17 protein-coding genes are annotated in these 14,857 nt (G+C 67.0%); 12 read left to right on the forward strand and 5 right to left on the reverse strand.

The features are described from left to right. The first annotated feature begins 4 nt into the window (after positions 1 to 4). The 5 genes from IU448_RS02340 (at position 5) to IU448_RS02360 (ending at position 5,950) form a co-directional block, all read left to right on the forward strand. Complete coding sequence (locus IU448_RS02340) at positions 5 to 1,243, forward strand: NAD(P)/FAD-dependent oxidoreductase (RefSeq protein WP_195053817.1); 1,239 nt, start codon at positions 5 to 7, stop codon at positions 1,241 to 1,243. Between the two features lie 58 nt (positions 1,244 to 1,301). Continuing rightward, positions 1,302 to 1,580 carry a hypothetical protein gene (locus IU448_RS02345; protein ID WP_195053818.1) on the forward strand — a complete coding sequence of 93 codons (279 nt, stop codon included), beginning with the start codon at positions 1,302 to 1,304 and terminating at the stop codon, positions 1,578 to 1,580. Positions 1,581 to 1,914: 334 nt separating this feature from the next. Beyond that, positions 1,915 to 4,731 (forward strand): aconitate hydratase, encoded by a 2,817-nt coding sequence (locus IU448_RS02350; protein WP_195053819.1) that lies wholly within the window; start codon positions 1,915 to 1,917, stop codon positions 4,729 to 4,731. Positions 4,732 to 4,818: 87 nt separating this feature from the next. Next, complete coding sequence (locus IU448_RS02355; RefSeq protein ID WP_195053820.1) at positions 4,819 to 5,634, forward strand: uracil-DNA glycosylase; 816 nt, start codon at positions 4,819 to 4,821, stop codon at positions 5,632 to 5,634. Then, positions 5,618 to 5,950: an MGMT family protein gene (locus IU448_RS02360; RefSeq protein ID WP_195053821.1), complete on the forward strand. Its 333-nt coding sequence runs from the start codon at positions 5,618 to 5,620 to the stop codon at positions 5,948 to 5,950. The genes IU448_RS02355 and IU448_RS02360 overlap by 17 nt, the downstream gene beginning before the upstream one ends. On the opposite strand, the gene IU448_RS02365 is transcribed toward IU448_RS02360, so the two are convergent. Both IU448_RS02365 and IU448_RS02370 read right to left on the reverse strand, forming a co-directional pair. After that, positions 5,929 to 6,453 carry a DUF488 family protein gene (locus IU448_RS02365; RefSeq protein WP_195053822.1) on the reverse strand — a complete coding sequence of 175 codons (525 nt, stop codon included), beginning with the start codon at positions 6,451 to 6,453 and terminating at the stop codon, positions 5,929 to 5,931. The two genes, IU448_RS02360 and IU448_RS02365, sit on opposite strands and share 22 nt — an antisense overlap. Positions 6,454 to 6,547: 94 nt before the next feature. Then, positions 6,548 to 6,955: a VOC family protein gene (locus IU448_RS02370; protein WP_130916248.1), complete on the reverse strand. Its 408-nt coding sequence runs from the start codon at positions 6,953 to 6,955 to the stop codon at positions 6,548 to 6,550. A 225-nt stretch (positions 6,956 to 7,180) separates the two neighbouring features. On the opposite strand from IU448_RS02370, the gene IU448_RS02375 reads away from it, so the two are divergent. From IU448_RS02375 to IU448_RS02385, 3 genes are all read left to right on the forward strand, one after another. After that, positions 7,181 to 7,564 (forward strand): DUF488 domain-containing protein, encoded by a 384-nt coding sequence (locus IU448_RS02375; RefSeq protein ID WP_130916249.1) that lies wholly within the window; start codon positions 7,181 to 7,183, stop codon positions 7,562 to 7,564. A 277-nt stretch (positions 7,565 to 7,841) separates the two neighbouring features. Next, positions 7,842 to 9,371, forward strand: coding sequence for a PucR family transcriptional regulator (locus tag IU448_RS02380; protein ID WP_195053823.1), 1,530 nt, complete (start codon positions 7,842 to 7,844; stop codon positions 9,369 to 9,371). A gap of 353 nt (positions 9,372 to 9,724) precedes the next feature. Next, positions 9,725 to 10,321 (forward strand): HPP family protein, encoded by a 597-nt coding sequence (locus IU448_RS02385; RefSeq protein ID WP_228801099.1) that lies wholly within the window; start codon positions 9,725 to 9,727, stop codon positions 10,319 to 10,321. Between the two features lie 202 nt (positions 10,322 to 10,523). On the opposite strand, the gene IU448_RS02390 is transcribed toward IU448_RS02385, so the two are convergent. Then, positions 10,524 to 10,754: a hypothetical protein gene (locus tag IU448_RS02390; protein WP_033246311.1), complete on the reverse strand. Its 231-nt coding sequence runs from the start codon at positions 10,752 to 10,754 to the stop codon at positions 10,524 to 10,526. Between IU448_RS02390 and IU448_RS29670 the strand changes: the two genes are divergently transcribed. From IU448_RS29670 to IU448_RS02400, 3 genes are all read left to right on the forward strand, one after another. Next, on the forward strand, positions 10,686 to 10,934 hold the full coding sequence (locus IU448_RS29670; RefSeq protein WP_373280890.1) for a TraR/DksA C4-type zinc finger protein: 249 nt from the start codon (positions 10,686 to 10,688) through the stop codon (positions 10,932 to 10,934). The genes IU448_RS02390 and IU448_RS29670 overlap by 69 nt on opposite strands. A 611-nt stretch (positions 10,935 to 11,545) precedes the next feature. After that, positions 11,546 to 12,193, forward strand: coding sequence for a DUF308 domain-containing protein (locus IU448_RS02395; RefSeq protein WP_195053824.1), 648 nt, complete (start codon positions 11,546 to 11,548; stop codon positions 12,191 to 12,193). 39 nt (positions 12,194 to 12,232) lie between these two features. Continuing rightward, positions 12,233 to 12,772: a hypothetical protein gene (locus tag IU448_RS02400; protein ID WP_195053825.1), complete on the forward strand. Its 540-nt coding sequence runs from the start codon at positions 12,233 to 12,235 to the stop codon at positions 12,770 to 12,772. Positions 12,773 to 12,860: 88 nt separating this feature from the next. Here IU448_RS02400 and IU448_RS02405 read toward each other — a convergent pair whose 3' ends face one another. Further along, a complete protein-coding gene (locus tag IU448_RS02405; protein ID WP_195053826.1) occupies positions 12,861 to 13,337 on the reverse strand; it encodes an OsmC family protein in 477 nt (158 codons plus the stop codon). Between the two features lie 223 nt (positions 13,338 to 13,560). Beyond that, positions 13,561 to 14,103 (reverse strand): winged helix-turn-helix transcriptional regulator, encoded by a 543-nt coding sequence (locus IU448_RS02410; RefSeq protein WP_195053827.1) that lies wholly within the window; start codon positions 14,101 to 14,103, stop codon positions 13,561 to 13,563. 59 nt (positions 14,104 to 14,162) lie between these two features. On the opposite strand from IU448_RS02410, the gene IU448_RS02415 reads away from it, so the two are divergent. Further along, the gene (locus IU448_RS02415) at positions 14,163 to 14,807 is read left to right on the forward strand and encodes a dihydrofolate reductase family protein (protein WP_195053828.1); all 645 of its coding nucleotides are present in this window, start codon (positions 14,163 to 14,165) and stop codon (positions 14,805 to 14,807) included. Positions 14,808 to 14,857 lie beyond the last annotated feature (50 nt).

The raw sequence follows: 14,857 nt of genomic DNA on the forward strand, positions 1-14,857 counted from the left end.
CACCATGGCTGCAGTCGGAACAGTCGTGATCGCCGGGGCCGGTCTGGCCGGCGCGAAAACCGCACAAGCATTGCGTGAGGGCGGGTTCGAGGGGGCCGTCATCCTGGCCGGCAACGAAACCCATCGCCCCTACGAGCGGCCGCCGCTGTCGAAGGACTACCTACAGGGCAAGACTGGCCGCGACAGCATCGACGTGCACGAACCCGACTACTACACCCGCTACGACATCGACCTGCGCCCCGGTAACGCTGTCACCGACATCGACCCACACGCCCACCAGGTCGTGTTCGATGACGGGCACCGGCTGGGCTATGACCGGCTGGTGCTGTGCACCGGCGTCACCCCGCGGCGGCTGCCGCTACCCGGCGCCGACGCCGACGGCGTGCTGTATCTGCGCAGCGTCGACGACAGCGACCGGCTGCGCGCCACCTTGGCGACCGCGTCGTCGATCGCGATCGTCGGCGGCGGTTGGATCGGGCTCGAGGTCGCCGCCGCCGCGGTCGCGGCCGGGGTTGCGGTCACCGTCGTCGCCCGCGCACCCGTGCCCCTGACCGGCGTGCTGGGACCGCAGATGGGGCAGGTGTTCGCCGAGCTGCACCGCAGCCACGGCGTCGACCTGCGTACCCGCCGGTCCCCGACCGAAAGCCTCACCCACAAAGGCACCGCGGTCGGGCTACGGCTCGACGACGGCACCCAGATCGACGCCGATGCCGTCCTTATTGCTGTCGGCGCTGTCCCCGACACTGCGCTCGCCGCCCGCGCCGGTCTCGCCGTCGACGACGGTGTCCTGGTCGATGCCTCGCTGTGCAGCAGCGATCCCGCCGTCTACGCCGCCGGTGACATCGCTCGTGCCGAGCATCCGCTGCTGGGGCGCCGGGTGCGGGTAGAGCACTGGGCCAACGCCCTGAACCAGCCCGCCACCGTCGCCGACGCTATCCTCGGCCGGCCCGCTTCCTATCAGCGGCTGCCGTACTTCTACACCGACCAGTTCGAGCTGAGTATGGAATACACCGGGTACATCCCGCCCGGTAGCAGCGATCGGGTCGTTGTACGCGGTGAGGTCGATCGGCTCGAATTCATCGCGTTCTGGGTGCGCGAGGGGCGCGTGCTGGCCGGGATGAACGTCAACACCTGGGACGTCACCGACCCGATCAACCAACTCATCCGCGACCGCACCCCACTCGATCTCGACCGGCTCGCCGACCCCAGCGTGCCGCTGGCCGACCTCACGACACCCCCGTGAGGAACCCACCAGCCGCGACACCCCCGTCACCCGTCACCGATACGGAGCACTGAAACGCATGCCCGAACAGCTGAGTATCGAGTTGGTCATCGATCACGAATATTGCGTCCGCATCGGCGACGGCGGCGACACCGTGGAATCGGAGTTCGTCGTCGATCCCGACGTGCTGACCGAACTGGGCTTCGATCCAGGCGACGAGCGGCGCATCGTCGAACACACCGCACGGTTTTTGGCCGATCATCAACCGATTACCGATTTCCCCGCCTTGATCTACCTCGACGAAGTCGCCGCCGCCTACCGCGACTACCCCGACGAGTTGCGTCGCAGACTCGGCTGAGTCGATCGAGCCGGCACGGCGGATCGACTGTGGTTGCGGATGGTGCTCGCGCCGTTACCGCTCGGGTGGATGGGCATACAGTGAAATCAGTGGGCCACGTTGTCGGCGCACCGGCCTGATGGCCGGTCGCACCTGATCAGGAGGCGCATCACATGACCGAATCGCTGCATCCGTGTGCTACCACACCGATCCTCGCGCACCGCCGGATTCTCGCTACGAGGGTGCGCGAGGCCTTCGGAAACGTCGACCGAGCGATGTGCGACGACAGCGCACCAGCGCTCCACACGATCGACCGGGCCGATGTGCACATCGGCTCCGGCGCCGGGCCGCAGTGATGAGCGGCAACAGTTTCGGGGCCCGCGACGTGTGGACGGCCGGGGACCGGGAGTTCACCATCTACCGGCTCGACCGTATCCCGACTGCGCACCGGCTGCCCTACAGCCTCAAAGTGCTGCTGGAAAACCTTGCCCGCCGTGAGGACGGGCACCTGGTCACCGCCGAACAGGTACGTGCCCTCGCCGCGTGGGATCCGGCCGCGGTCGGTACTACCGAGATCGCGTTCACACCGGCGCGGGTATTGATGCAGGACTTCACCGGGGTGCCGTGTGTGGTGGATCTGGTCGCTATGCGAGATGCGATGACCTCACTCGGCGGCGACCCGGGCCGGATCAACCCGCTGATCCCGACCGAGTTGGTCATCGACCATTCGGTGATCGCCGACGTCTTCGCCCGCCCGGACGCGTCCGCGATCAACGCGGAGTTGGAGTTCACCCGCAATATGGAGCGCTACCAGCTACTGCGGTGGGCGCAGCAGGCTTTCGAGGGCTTCTCCGTGGTACCTCCCGACACCGGGATCTGCCACCAGGTCAACCTCGAATACCTCGCGCGGGTGGTGTTCACCCGTGACGACCCGGGCGGCGGGCCGTCGCTGGCCTATCCGGACACTGTCGTGGGTACCGACTCACATACCCCGATGGTCAACGGCCTCGGCGTACTCGGCTGGGGTGTCGGCGGCATCGAAGCCGAGGCCGCGATGCTCGGCCAGCCGATGAGCATGCTGCTCCCACAGGTTCTCGGGATCGAGCTGACCGGCGAGTTACGCGAGGGCACCACCGCTACCGATCTGGTGCTCACCGTCGCCGAACTGCTGCGCCGCACCGGCGTGGTCGGCAAGTTCGTCGAGTTCTACGGCCCCGGGGTGGCGAACGTGCCGCTGGCCAACCGCGCCACCATCGGCAATATGAGCCCCGAGTACGGCTCCACCTGCGCGATCTTCCCGATCGACGACGTGACAGTGGACTATCTGCGGCTCACCGGGCGCCCCGAACACCAGATCCGCCTGGTCGAGGCCTACGCCAAGGAGCAGGGGCTGTGGCACGACCCCGGCCACGAACCCGACTACAGCCAGCGGATCGAACTGGACCTGACTACCGTGGAGCCCTCCATCGCCGGACCCAAACGCCCGCAGGACCGCATCGCGCTGGCCGACGCCCCACACGCGGTCGCATCCTTGCTGACCGGACCGCCCGCCGCACCCGCGGCAGTAGGGCTGGACCAGGCATCGGGGGAGTCGTTCCCGGCCAGCGACCCCATCGCCGTCGACCGCGACCGCGCCGTCGACAGGCCGCGGGATCCGAGTGATCGGTGTCGATGCGAGCACACACACCGCTGGCTTTCGGCGCCGCAGTCGGTGACCTTCACCGACGAGACCACCACAACCGTCGACCACGGGCACGTGGTGATCGCCGCGATCACCTCCTGCACCAACACCTCCAATCCGTCGGTCATGATCGGCGCGGCGCTCCTGGCGAAGAAAGCCGTCGAGAAGGGCCTCACCCGCAAACCGTGGGTCAAAACCACGCTCGCGCCGGGTTCGCGGGTGGTCACCGACTATTACACCCGCGCCGGGCTCACGCCCTACCTCGACGAGCTGGGATTCTCACTCGTCGGCTACGGGTGCACCACCTGCATCGGCAACTCCGGCCCGCTGATCCCCGAAGTCGGCACCGCCATCGCCGCGGGTGATCTCACGGTGTGCTCGGTGCTGTCGGGCAACCGCAACTTCGAGGGCCGCATCCACCCGGAGACGAAGATGAATTTCCTCGCCTCGCCACCGCTGGTCGTCGCCTACGCGCTGGCCGGCACGATGCGCATCAACCTGCTGCGCGACCCGCTCGCCACGGCCCCTGACGGCACCGAGGTGTATCTGCGCGACATCTGGCCCACCACCGCCGAAATCGAGGAGATCGTCGCCGCGAACCTGCGCTCGGAAATGTTCACCGGCGGCTACGCCGACGTGTTCACCGGCGACGACCGCTGGCGCGGGCTCGACGTCGCGGCCGGGCAGATCTACACCTGGAACGACGAGTCGACCTACGTGCGGCGCCCACCCTACTTCGAGCACACGACCCGCGAACCACAACCGGTCACCGACATCACCGGCGCCCGGGTACTGGCGATGCTCGGTGACTCGGTGACCACCGACCACATCTCCCCGGCCGGGTCCATCACACACGACGGCCCCGCCGGAACCTACCTCCAGCAGTGCGGCGTCGTACCGAAAGACTTCAACTCCTACGGCTCGCGCCGCGGCAACCACGAGGTGATGATCCGCGGCACCTTCGCCAACATCCGATTGCGCAACCACCTCGCCCCGGGCACGGAGGGCGGGGTGACCCGACACCTACCGGACGGCCGGCAACTGAGCTTTTTCGACGCCGCCACCGTCTACGCCGCCGAACAGGTGCCGCTGTTGATCCTTGCCGGGGCCGAATACGGCTCCGGGTCCTCGCGAGACTGGGCAGCCAAGGGCACACTGCTGCTCGGCGTGCGGGCGGTGCTGGCGCGCTCGTTCGAGCGTATCCATCGGTCGAACCTGATCGGTATGGGAGTGTTGCCGCTGCAGTTCCCCGACGGCGAAACGGTGCAGTCACTCGGCCTGACCGGTGAGGAAACCTACTCGATCACCGGGCTGACGCACGCGAACACCGCCGAGGGCTTTCCGCGGCAGGTGAGCGTTCGCGCCATCGACGACACCGGGCACCCGACAGAATTCACCGCCACCGTGCGGATCGACACCCCCGCCGAGGCCGCCTACTACCGACACGGCGGCATCCTGCCCTACGTGCTACGCCAACTACTCACAGACTGAAACACCACGGTCAGCGTGGTTCGCAGGACAGCCACGACACCACAGGAGCCCGGTATGCCACAACACCATGGCCCCGACACTCGACCGATGCCGGGTCCCGATCCCGCCACCGTCGAGTATCCGGCGATCCGAGCCGATCGCGCCGAGACAATCGACGAGGTGCAGGACGCACTGATCCGATGCCGGGCCTGTCCACGCCTGGTCACCTGGCGTGAACACGTCGGCACCGTCAAGCGCAGCGCCTACCGCGACTGGGACTACTGGTCCAAGCCTGTCCCCGGGTTCGGGCCCAGCGATGCGGCGGTTGCCCTCGTCGGCCTCGCCCCCGCGGCACACGGCGGCAACCGCACCGGCCGCATCTTCACCGGCGACCCCGCCGGTGACCTCCTCTACGCCACCCTGCACGCACTCGGCGTCGCCTCCCGGCCCACCGCCACCCACCGCGGCGACGGCCAGAGCCTGTCCGGGGTTCGCATCACCGTCCCCGTGCACTGCGCCCCACCGGACAATCAGCCCACCACCACCGAACGCAACACCTGCCGGCCCTGGCTGACCCGCGAACTCCAACTCCTGCAACCCACCCTGTCCGTGATCGTCGCCCTGGGCGGATTCGCCTGGCGCGCACTACTGCCGATCCTCACCGACATCGGCTGGCACCTGCCCGCACCCCGGCCCACCTTCGGCCACGGCCGACACATTCTCATCGACGACCGGTCCACCCAGCACGGGCTGCACCTCTTCGGCTGCTACCACCCCAGCCAGCGCAACATATCCACCCGCACCCTCACCCCCGCCATGCTCCACGACCTCCTGCAGCGCGCTCTCACCACCGCAACCCTCAACCACTCCAACGGCCGGCTTCGATGCCCGCCAGTTCAGAGGACCGATGACGCAACCGGGTGACAAGTCGATATCGCCGTTCACGCAGCGGGTCTTGGACGTGATCGACCAGATTCCGGCCGGCCGGGTGATGTCCTATGGCGCGATCGGCGACCTGGTCGGCGGTAGCCCCCGACACGTCGGACATGTCATGACCACCTGCGCCGAAGAAACCCACTGGCATCGGGTCGTATACGCCGACGGCACGCCCGCATCCTGCCACGCCGGTCGCGCTCTCGACCTGCTGCGCGCCGAAGCCACCCCGATGCGCGGCAACCGCGTGGATATGGCCCGCGCCCAGTGGAGTGGCCCGCCCGATCACCGCGGCGTCGACGGATAGGTGACTCGTGTGCCGCGGACCGAGGCGAAACTCGTCATCGCTGCCGGTGTGAGCGTCGACGCGCCCATGATGTGCTGGACATCGATGCCGCGTACGAGAAGTGCGTCGGCGACCAGCCGGCGATGACACCACCAGAAGACGGCCTCAGCGCACATGATGACGGTGACATGTTCTGCGGTCAGCGCGATGAGTTCCTCGATCGCCTCCTCGAACGAGCGCGTCTGCATATAGTCGGCGTACCCGCGGAAGGACGCGTTGCGCCACCCCGTGTTGATCGAATCTCGTGCCGGCTTCCGTAGTCCACCCAGCCCCGGCAGCGGCCGGTACCCGATACCGGCCGCGGCCAGCGATCCTGCGAGCCGGTCGATATGGAACTGCGGGTTGTGGCGGGACTTGGGCACGGTTCGGATGTCTGCCACCAGGCCGATGCCGACATACTCCAGCGTCCCGATGAACTCCGCGACGGGACGGGTGGAATGGCCGATGGTGTAGACGAGCGGCATGGCACTCCCTGCGGTGGCGAACTCCTTCCGAACAACGTCTCGGTCGCATCTAAGCAACGCGGAAGCGCCGGTGACCGACCTGTCCCGCGGGCGGTCAGCGGAAGCGGTCCGCGATCACCTCGCGAGGAAGCTTTTCGGGACTCGGGTAGGCGATCAGTACCCGGCCGCCGTCCGGGTCGACACTGTCGATGAAACTGATCTCGTTCGCAGTGTGGGCGTAGGTGCTGGGGTAGTAGGCGCGCAGTCGATGTTCGATTCGGTCCAGTTCTGTTTTGCTGTCGGTAGCCCAGATGAGATACACCACGCCCAGGTCACCGATATTGCGTCGGCGAGGCGTTTCACTCACCCGTAGATACAGCTGGAAGCCGGCGGGTGTGAGCAGCAGAGCAGCGTCCGGCTCGTGAATCGAGATACTGCATTCAAATACGTCGCAGTAGAAACGTATCGAACGATCCAGATCGGATACTTCCACCAAACACGATGCGGCCCGTACGCTGCTCATCTGTTTCCCTTCGGAAGCTTCACCCCCCTTGCACCACGCTACCGGCTGTTGTGGAGCGCACCATTTCGCTTCGATATCAGGGCAGCGATCTCACCGCCCGGAATCGCAGGTAGGCGTACCGTCCGGTATGTGGTGAGGGCCCGGATCGGGCGCGGGGACCATCGCCTTGGCGGTCGGCATCCCCACTGAGACTCCGCATGCGAGCAGCGATGAGACCGGGAGTCGATGATGACTCGACGCACTGTGCAGATCCGCAGAATCTATGACGACCCGACCCCGAAGGACGGCACCCGCGTACTGGTGGACCGGCTCTGGCCGCGCGGCGTCAGCAAAACCAGAGCGCACCTGGATGAATGGTGTAAACAGATCGCCCCATCCACCGAACTACGCACCTGGTACGGCCACGACCCGCAGCTCTTCGACGCCTTCGCCCGCCGCTACCGCGACGAACTGACCCAACCCGCCCGCGCCGCGGCACTCTCACATCTACGCGAACTGGCCGACCACAACGATCTCACGCTGCTCACCGCCACAAAGAACACCGGCATCAGCGAAGCAGCCGTACTCGCCGACCTCATCGCACATCCGAACAAATCCCCTCGACAGTGACCAAACGCCAGCACTACCGGGCCACGGACGCAATGCCGCACTTGTACTCTTGGCCCGCGCCTGCAACAGGGTTCCCCAGCACCGAAGACGCGGCGGTGGACACTTCTTCCGGTCGAAGCGGCCCAGGTCTCCAAAGTCCCCGACACCGGCTCGCGGTGGTGTCCAACTCGATGCGCCGACCGACAGGCGGCAGTCCCCGCGCTCCGACCACGACCTTCTACCGGTCGCGTCTACTGCTGAACAGCGCTGCAGTATCGGTTCGACCTCGGAGCGGCTCATGGTGACGTTGGACCGGTTGGCGAACATCCTGGGTGGCTACGGGGTCCGCCTACGGTTGGGTTCGATGCCCCGATCCACGGAATTGCGCAGCGTGGTGCTACACGGGGGCGATCAGGGCCCCGCGGAGGTGGGCGATGTGCTTCTGGGTGTCGGGGCGCGCTCGGTCGCGGAGGTGGTGGGCTGGGCGGTGTCGGCGCGGGCCGTGGTCGCGCTTGTCCGCGGGGAGGACGAGTTCGCAGACGACCCGCAGACCGAGGAGGTGGCGGTAATGGTGATCGACCCTGCGGTGGCGTGGAGCGAGGTGGCCGCGGCGGTCTATGGACTGGTGCAGGAAGGCCGCGAAACCGAGGCCGGTCGCGGCCCGACCGATTTGTTCGCTCTGGCCGACAGCCTGTCCACCGCGGTCGACGGCGCGGTGGCGATCGAGGACCGCCTGTCTCGCGTGCTGGCCTACTCCCGGCCCCAGCAGCACCTCGACCCCGCACGCGTCGAAACGATCCTGAGCCGGCAGATGCCGCCATGGTTGCATGCGGTCTTTGATGCCCACGGTGTCTTCGCCCATTTAGCGGCCTCGGATGAACCACTGTTCGTTCCCGCGCAGGAAGAACGTGGAATGACCGGGCGGATGGTGGTGGCGGTGCGCGTGGGCGAGCAACTGCTGGGCTCGGTGTGGGTGTCGTGCCCGGCCCCGTTGACCGGGGCCCGGCACCAGGCCCTGGCCGCCGGCGCGCGTACGGTGGCCCTGCACCTGCTGCGGTCGCGGGCCAGCGCGGATCTGGAACGTCAGGTGGAATCCGAACTGGTGATCCGCTTGCTGGAGGGCGCTGCAGACGCGGCGGCGGTGGCCGGCAGGCTGGGGTTGGCGCCGCAAGGTTTGCGGGTGATCGCGCTGCAGGCCGGGATCGCCGATGAGCAACACGCCGCGTTGCTGGTGATCTTCGAACGAGCAACAACCGGATTCGGCTGGTCGCGGTCGAGCCGCAGCGCCTTGGTCGGCGACACCGTCTACACCGTGCTGCCCGCTGATCAGGCGGCGACCGCACGCCGCTGGATATCCGAGCGGCAGGCGGCACTGCCCCCACAGATGACAGTGCTGGCGGGCATCAGCGGCGTCGCCCGAGCCACGGAATTGGCAGCGGCGCGCCGAGAGGCCGACGAATGCCTGGCGCTGTGCGCAGTCCAAGCCCAGTCAGCCGATGCCGAGCCCCTCGCCTATGACGAGTCGTGGGACGAGATCCTGCTACAACGATTGCGCACCGCCGGGTCGTCCGGCCGCACCCCCGTGCGCGGGCCGGTGTCGCAGTTGCGGCGCCACGACCAGGCGAACTCCACCCAGTATGTGGCGACGCTGGGTGCGTGGTTGCAGGCCCAAGGCGACCCGGTAGCGGCGGGTGCGCAGTTGGGCGTGCACGAGAACACCGTACGCAACCGGTTACGCAAAATGGCAGAGGTGACCGATCTCGGCCTGGATGACCCCCGCAGACGACTCGCCACGATGATCGAGCTCGCTGTCACCGGCGACGCCTGACGCCCCGCGCTGTGGGATCCCCAAAATCCCGGCACCGCGATTGTCGGATCAGCGCAACCGATCGCCGCAGCTCGATCCCTATCATGGAGTTGAGCAGAAGTCGCAGGTAGTAGCAGTGAAACTGTGCGCACCGAGCAGACCGACTACCGACCCCAGCCGGCCATCATGCCCCCGAATCCGGGGGACGTGCCCCGATGCGCGACTCCGGCCTGCTGCGTTGATTCGGCACGAAACGCACCACCGAGCACTCGGAAACACCGAGACGGCCCGGTGTGTATCCGGCTTCGGAGCCGATCCGGTCACCAAATGAAGCGGAGTTGAACGCAATGATGAACATGCAGGTGTGTGAGCTCATGCAACGACCAGTCGTCGCCGTGCGGTACAACAATACCGCACGCGAGGCGGCGTTGACCCTCGCCGAATTGGGCTACGCGGCGCTACCCGTTCTCGACCACGACGATCGGCTCGTCGGGGTGGTCACCAGCGGTGACCTCTTGCGGGCCGGCGACCTCAACGACCCCGTCGACGCGGTGATGACCGCCCCCGCGGTCTCGGTCCCCGGCACTGCGGTACTGGTCGAGGTCATGAACAGGCTGGTGACACACGGACTGCGTAGTCTGCCGGTGGTCGATGCCAACGACCGTGTGGCCGGCATGTTCAGCCGCGGCGACGCGCTACGGATCATGCTCACCCCCGACGACGTACTCGCCGGCGAGGCCCAGTACCTCCTCGATCGATACATCGGCGCGCGACGCTGGCATGTCACCGTCGACGAAGGCCACGCCAGTATCTCCGGCCGATTCGCCGATGAATCCGAACGGCGCATCGCCGTCGCCCTGACCCACACAGTGCCCGGCATCCACACCGCGACCATCGCGACCACACCGGCAGCGACCATCGCGATCGCACCGGTCGCTGAGACCACTCCAGCCGCCGCAGCGGTGCACTGACACCACTTCACCCCAACAAATGAATCCGACCTTCCGACGTGAGCAGCACTCCGCCACGCCGGCGGATTCGAGTGCACCCCTGCGAACGTTGACGAACGCCATAGTCCCGTGGACCGCACCTCGAACCACAGTCCAAACCTTCCGCCCCGGAGACCAGATGCCCCTCGCACCCCCCATCTCACAAGCCCGCCTTTCCGACCACTTACCCGCGCTGCGCGCCAAACTCGATCGACAACGCCGCTTCCGGATACAGCAACTGACCGAACTCGATGCCGAAATCGACCATGCAGCCATCCCGACCGACGCGGCTGATCGGGCCAGGCATGAGGTCACCCTCAAGTTGGCCGCAGCCGCACGACAAGCATTGGCCGATATCGACGAAACTCTCACCCTCATCACCAGAGGCCGCTACGGGCGCTGCCGCCGCTGCCACACCGAAATCCCGATTCAGCTACTACAAACCATTCCCACCACACAGTGGTGCCTGAACTGCCGACGGCATCTGCCTGCCTTCAACGGTTCCCGCCCAACACCCGGACAGCTGCCTCGCACACCCTCCCGAACACGGCACCATGACCAGACTGCGGGTCGGGCAACCCTCGCCTGCCGATAACATAACCGTCGATGACCAGATCTCGACGGCACCACCGAACTCGATCCCGGCCACGCACAGGATGAGCACCGCGTCGGCGACGGTCCTCGGCTCGCCAGTCCGCAAAGCACTGCGGCAGTGTGCCGCTGTCGTTTCCGAACAATAGTGCCTTGCTGGGCCGTTGCGATGCGGTAGGCATCCGAACTGGACGCCGCCAGCTACTGACATCCGGTGTCGCCCACCACTGACACTGATGTCGTATTACCAGGCCACCCCACTGACATCTTCAAGTCGCCTCTCACCGAGTCGCTGGTGCGCGGAATACTCACAACGCCAGGATGACTCAGCAGTTACCGCACATAGTATGTCACTATCTGCGGTAACTCCTTAGCGTGACTTTTCTCGTGGATGTTCCCGGACCCCCGCTTCCGGGACGCGCGCGGGCGCCGGTGACACGGCCGGTGCGGGAATCGGCGAAGACGACGCGAGCAGGGAGCGGGGTCCGCGCCGGGCGATGCCATCGCTCGTGTGGTGCCGGCCGGCGGCTCTACGGCGGGACCCGGCGATTGCCCCGACAGGCGGGTCGGGGCAACTGTTCGGCAATCCGGCACGCCGACCCATATCATTCAGCTATGCCGACCAACGAGGAAGCGGGGGCCGCTCCGGTATTCGGTCGCGGCGTACGTCAGACGGTGCTGGCGATGGGGGTGTGTTCGGTGATGATCGGGGTGGCGACGGTGGTGTGGCCCGATAAATCGCTGGGCGCGGTGGGGAATCTGTTCATGTTCTCGCTGCTGTGCGGCACAGTGTCGCTGGCGACGGTGGCGGTGGGCAGTGCACTGGGCCGTTTTCCGCGCACCCTGCTGTTCCTGGCGGCGGTGGTATCGCTGGTGACGGCGACACTGTGCTTCCGGGCGGGGAACTGGACACTGCTGCTGGCGATGTGGCTCGGGTTGGCGTGGTCGGTGCGCGGGATCGCGCATGCGGTGGCGGGGGTGTGGGACGACGACGAGGTGACCGGGCAGGGCAAACAGGAAATGTTCGGTCTGGTGACGTTGGCCGCCGGTCTGGTGATCGCGGTGGCCCCGTTCGACAGTATCGAGATGCTGGCCGCGGTCGCGGGCAGCTGTATGGCGGCGTTCGGTGTGCTGGAGGTGTGGACGGCGCTGCGTTCGCCGCTGGCGATACGGTCGCCGGAGTCGGACACGCTGACACCGGACCAGCACCTGACCTCGGTGATCGCGAGCGCGGGAGGTTCGGGGAGACGCGCCTCGGACTGAACCGCCGGATCGGTCCGGGTTTCGCTACTCTTTCCTGCTATGGCGATCATTGCGAGCCATCGGATCATGCGCCTTCGTGCTCTGATCGAGCACCCCAACACCGGGGCCGGCGAGCGGGCGACCGCGCAGCGGATGCTGGACCGGCTGCTGGCCCGCAGCGGTGGCGCGCCGGTCGGTGACCGCACCTACGGCGACCGCCATCACCGGGTCGGTAAACATGCGGATCTGCCGGCCGTGGCGGAGATGATCCGGGCGGATATCGCGCTGGGGCGGATCATGTTCGCGCCCCAAACCCGGCTGGGTGAACCGGCGATCCGGGATCCGCTCGGCGATGCGCCGGTGCAGATCGAGATCACGGTGGACTTGCCGCATCACGCGTGCATCGATATCACTATCGACAGGGTGCCGCGGGACTGGGGCTGGGTGGTCGAGGACGGTATCGAGCGGGTGAGTCCGCAGTTGCAGGAACTGGCGACCGAACTGGCCGACATCATGAACGGCTACAACTTCGACGGCAGCGATATCGCGAAACGTTTCTTCGGCCGGGTCCGCATCCCGGAACTCACCCTGGTCTGGTGACGCGCTGCAGCGTCTCGGGTCGGACCGTTCGGGCCATCTCACGCGCTACCAGCGGAGGCCGGTCCCGACGCGGGCCTGCCGGTGCGGTTCACTCGCCGGCGACGTCGACGCGGGGGGTATGGGTTACCGGGAAGTTCACCGACGCCGCGATGAAGCATTTCGCCGCAGCGTCACCATGTAGTTCGGATGCGCGCTCGACCATGTCGGCCGAGGCGACCGTCACCACCGGCCGCAGTTCCACACCGGTGAAATGCCCGCCGCCGTCCGGGGTTTCGTTCATCGTCGCCTGCGCCTCGTCGTGGTATCCGAGGACCGTCACCTTGTTCACGGCGCACAGGTGCAGGTACCAGAGCAGGTGGCATTGGCTCAACGCGGCAACCAGTAGCAGTTCGGGGTTCCAGCGGGTGTCGTCGCCGCGGAACGCCGGGTCGGCGGATCCGTGCAGGTCGGGGCGGCCGGGTGCTCGGGTCACGTAGGACCGTTCGTAGGAGCGGTAGTCGAGCGTTCCGGTTACGCCGGCCCCGGTCCAGTCGGTGCGACATGCATAGTGGTGGGTCAGTGTCATTTCCACGATCTTGCCAGTCGGTGCGAGATCGGTCGATTCCGTTTCCGTTCGGTCCGGTGTGGTGATCTCGGCGAAGCCGAGTGATCGGGCTCAGACGAGGTACTTTCCGGGCCGCGCTCGCTGCGCGTCGAGGGGCGGACCGGGTCGAGCCGGGCGAGCAGTTCGTCGCGTTCGCCGGGGCCCAAGCGCGGCGTGTGCGCGGGAGCAGCCGCGCGTCCGAGAACTACTCGTCCGCGCGGTGCGCAGCGGCGGCCCGGGCGGTCTGCTGGTAGGCGGCGGTCAGTTCGGCCAGTACTCCGTTCTCGGGTGCCGGTTTGCGGTGTAGGTGGATGTGGCGGAGTTCGTCCATGAACCGTTGTCCGAGTTCGGGGCCGCCGTCGGCGAGCAGTTGGGCGCGGATTGCGAGTTCGGGTGTGGTGGGCAGCCAGCGGGCGCCCCAGGCGCCGAGTTCGGTGAGGAGGGGGACGAGCTGGATGGCGGCTTCGGTGAGGTGGTATTCGATTTTCTGCCGGTGGCTGGGGTCGTCGTCGCGGCTGAGCAGTCCGGCGTCGACGAGTTTGGCGAGCCGGGCGGCGAGAGTGTTGGAGGCGATCCGTTCGAGGGAGGCGCCGAGCAGTTCCCGGAAGTGGGTGTTCCCGCTGAACATGATGTCGCGCAGGACGACGAGGCTCCAGCGGTCGCCGAGTAGTTCCATGGTCATGTTGATGGGGCATCCGGATTTTCCGGGTGCCACGCGGAGCGCCTCGGCGGAAACTGGTTGCGTCATGAGATCAGCATAGGTAGGTTCACAACCGGTTGCAGATTGAGATCAGAAAGGGTGGCCCGATGAGCCAGCTCGTACGCGTGCAGAATTTCACCGTCTCCGCCGACGGTTTCGGGGCCGGCACCGGCCAGAGCCTCGACCGGCCGTTCGGCCACGCCGATCCAGGGGCCATGATGGCGTGGGCCGGCGCCACCGCCAGCTGGCCCAACCGCACCGACCCCGGTGGTACGCGCGGTCTCGACGACTATTTCACCCGCGATTTCGCGCACAATATCGGCGCGGAAATCATGGGCCGCAACAAATTCGGCCCACAGCGCGGCCCGTGGGAAAACTACGACTGGCAGGGCTGGTGGGGTGACGAACCACCGTTCCGCACCCCGGTCTTCGTCCTGACCCATTACCCGCGCCCGTCGTTCGCACTGGGCGAGACAACTTTCCACTTCCTCGACACCACCCCGGAGAAAGCGCTCGAACAGGCCTTCGCTGCCGCCGACGGTAAGGATGTGCGGATCGGAGGTGGTGTGGCGACCGTCCGCGAATTCCTCGCAGCCGATCTGATCGATGCCCTGCACGTCGTGGTCGCACCGAACGAACTGGGCGCCGGGGAACGCCTGTGGGAACGACCCGAGGACCTGCTGGATCGGTTCCATCTGGAGAAGGCACCCAGCCCGAGCGGCGTGGTGCACCACCTGTTCTGGCGACGCTGAACAGCGCAGTGCTCCCGGCGTCCGACGACACCGGGGGTACCCAGGAATCC

Origin of the sequence: Nocardia flavorosea, assembly GCF_015477805.1 — a bacterium.
GTDB classification, from domain to species: Bacteria; Actinomycetota; Actinomycetes; order Mycobacteriales; family Mycobacteriaceae; genus Nocardia; species Nocardia flavorosea_A.

Excerpts from the sequence above, each read along its gene's own strand:
- IU448_RS02340 (WP_195053817.1), top strand. The coding sequence starts at position 5 with ATGGCTGCAGTCGGAACAGTCGTGATCGCCGGGGCCGGTCTGGCCGGC.
- IU448_RS02345 (WP_195053818.1), top strand. The coding sequence starts at position 1,302 with ATGCCCGAACAGCTGAGTATCGAGTTGGTCATCGATCACGAATATTGC.
- IU448_RS02350 (WP_195053819.1), top strand. The coding sequence starts at position 1,915 with ATGAGCGGCAACAGTTTCGGGGCCCGCGACGTGTGGACGGCCGGGGAC.
- IU448_RS02355 (WP_195053820.1), top strand. The coding sequence starts at position 4,819 with ATGCCGGGTCCCGATCCCGCCACCGTCGAGTATCCGGCGATCCGAGCC.
- IU448_RS02360 (WP_195053821.1), top strand. The coding sequence starts at position 5,618 with ATGACGCAACCGGGTGACAAGTCGATATCGCCGTTCACGCAGCGGGTC.
- IU448_RS02365 (WP_195053822.1), bottom strand. The coding sequence starts at position 6,453 with ATGCCGCTCGTCTACACCATCGGCCATTCCACCCGTCCCGTCGCGGAG.
- IU448_RS02370 (WP_130916248.1), bottom strand. The coding sequence starts at position 6,955 with ATGAGCAGCGTACGGGCCGCATCGTGTTTGGTGGAAGTATCCGATCTG.
- IU448_RS02375 (WP_130916249.1), top strand. The coding sequence starts at position 7,181 with ATGATGACTCGACGCACTGTGCAGATCCGCAGAATCTATGACGACCCG.
- IU448_RS02380 (WP_195053823.1), top strand. The coding sequence starts at position 7,842 with ATGGTGACGTTGGACCGGTTGGCGAACATCCTGGGTGGCTACGGGGTC.
- IU448_RS02385 (WP_228801099.1), top strand. The coding sequence starts at position 9,725 with ATGCAACGACCAGTCGTCGCCGTGCGGTACAACAATACCGCACGCGAG.
- IU448_RS02395 (WP_195053824.1), top strand. The coding sequence starts at position 11,546 with ATGCCGACCAACGAGGAAGCGGGGGCCGCTCCGGTATTCGGTCGCGGC.
- IU448_RS02400 (WP_195053825.1), top strand. The coding sequence starts at position 12,233 with ATGGCGATCATTGCGAGCCATCGGATCATGCGCCTTCGTGCTCTGATC.
- IU448_RS02405 (WP_195053826.1), bottom strand. The coding sequence starts at position 13,337 with ATGACACTGACCCACCACTATGCATGTCGCACCGACTGGACCGGGGCC.
- IU448_RS02410 (WP_195053827.1), bottom strand. The coding sequence starts at position 14,103 with ATGACGCAACCAGTTTCCGCCGAGGCGCTCCGCGTGGCACCCGGAAAA.
- IU448_RS02415 (WP_195053828.1), top strand. The coding sequence starts at position 14,163 with ATGAGCCAGCTCGTACGCGTGCAGAATTTCACCGTCTCCGCCGACGGT.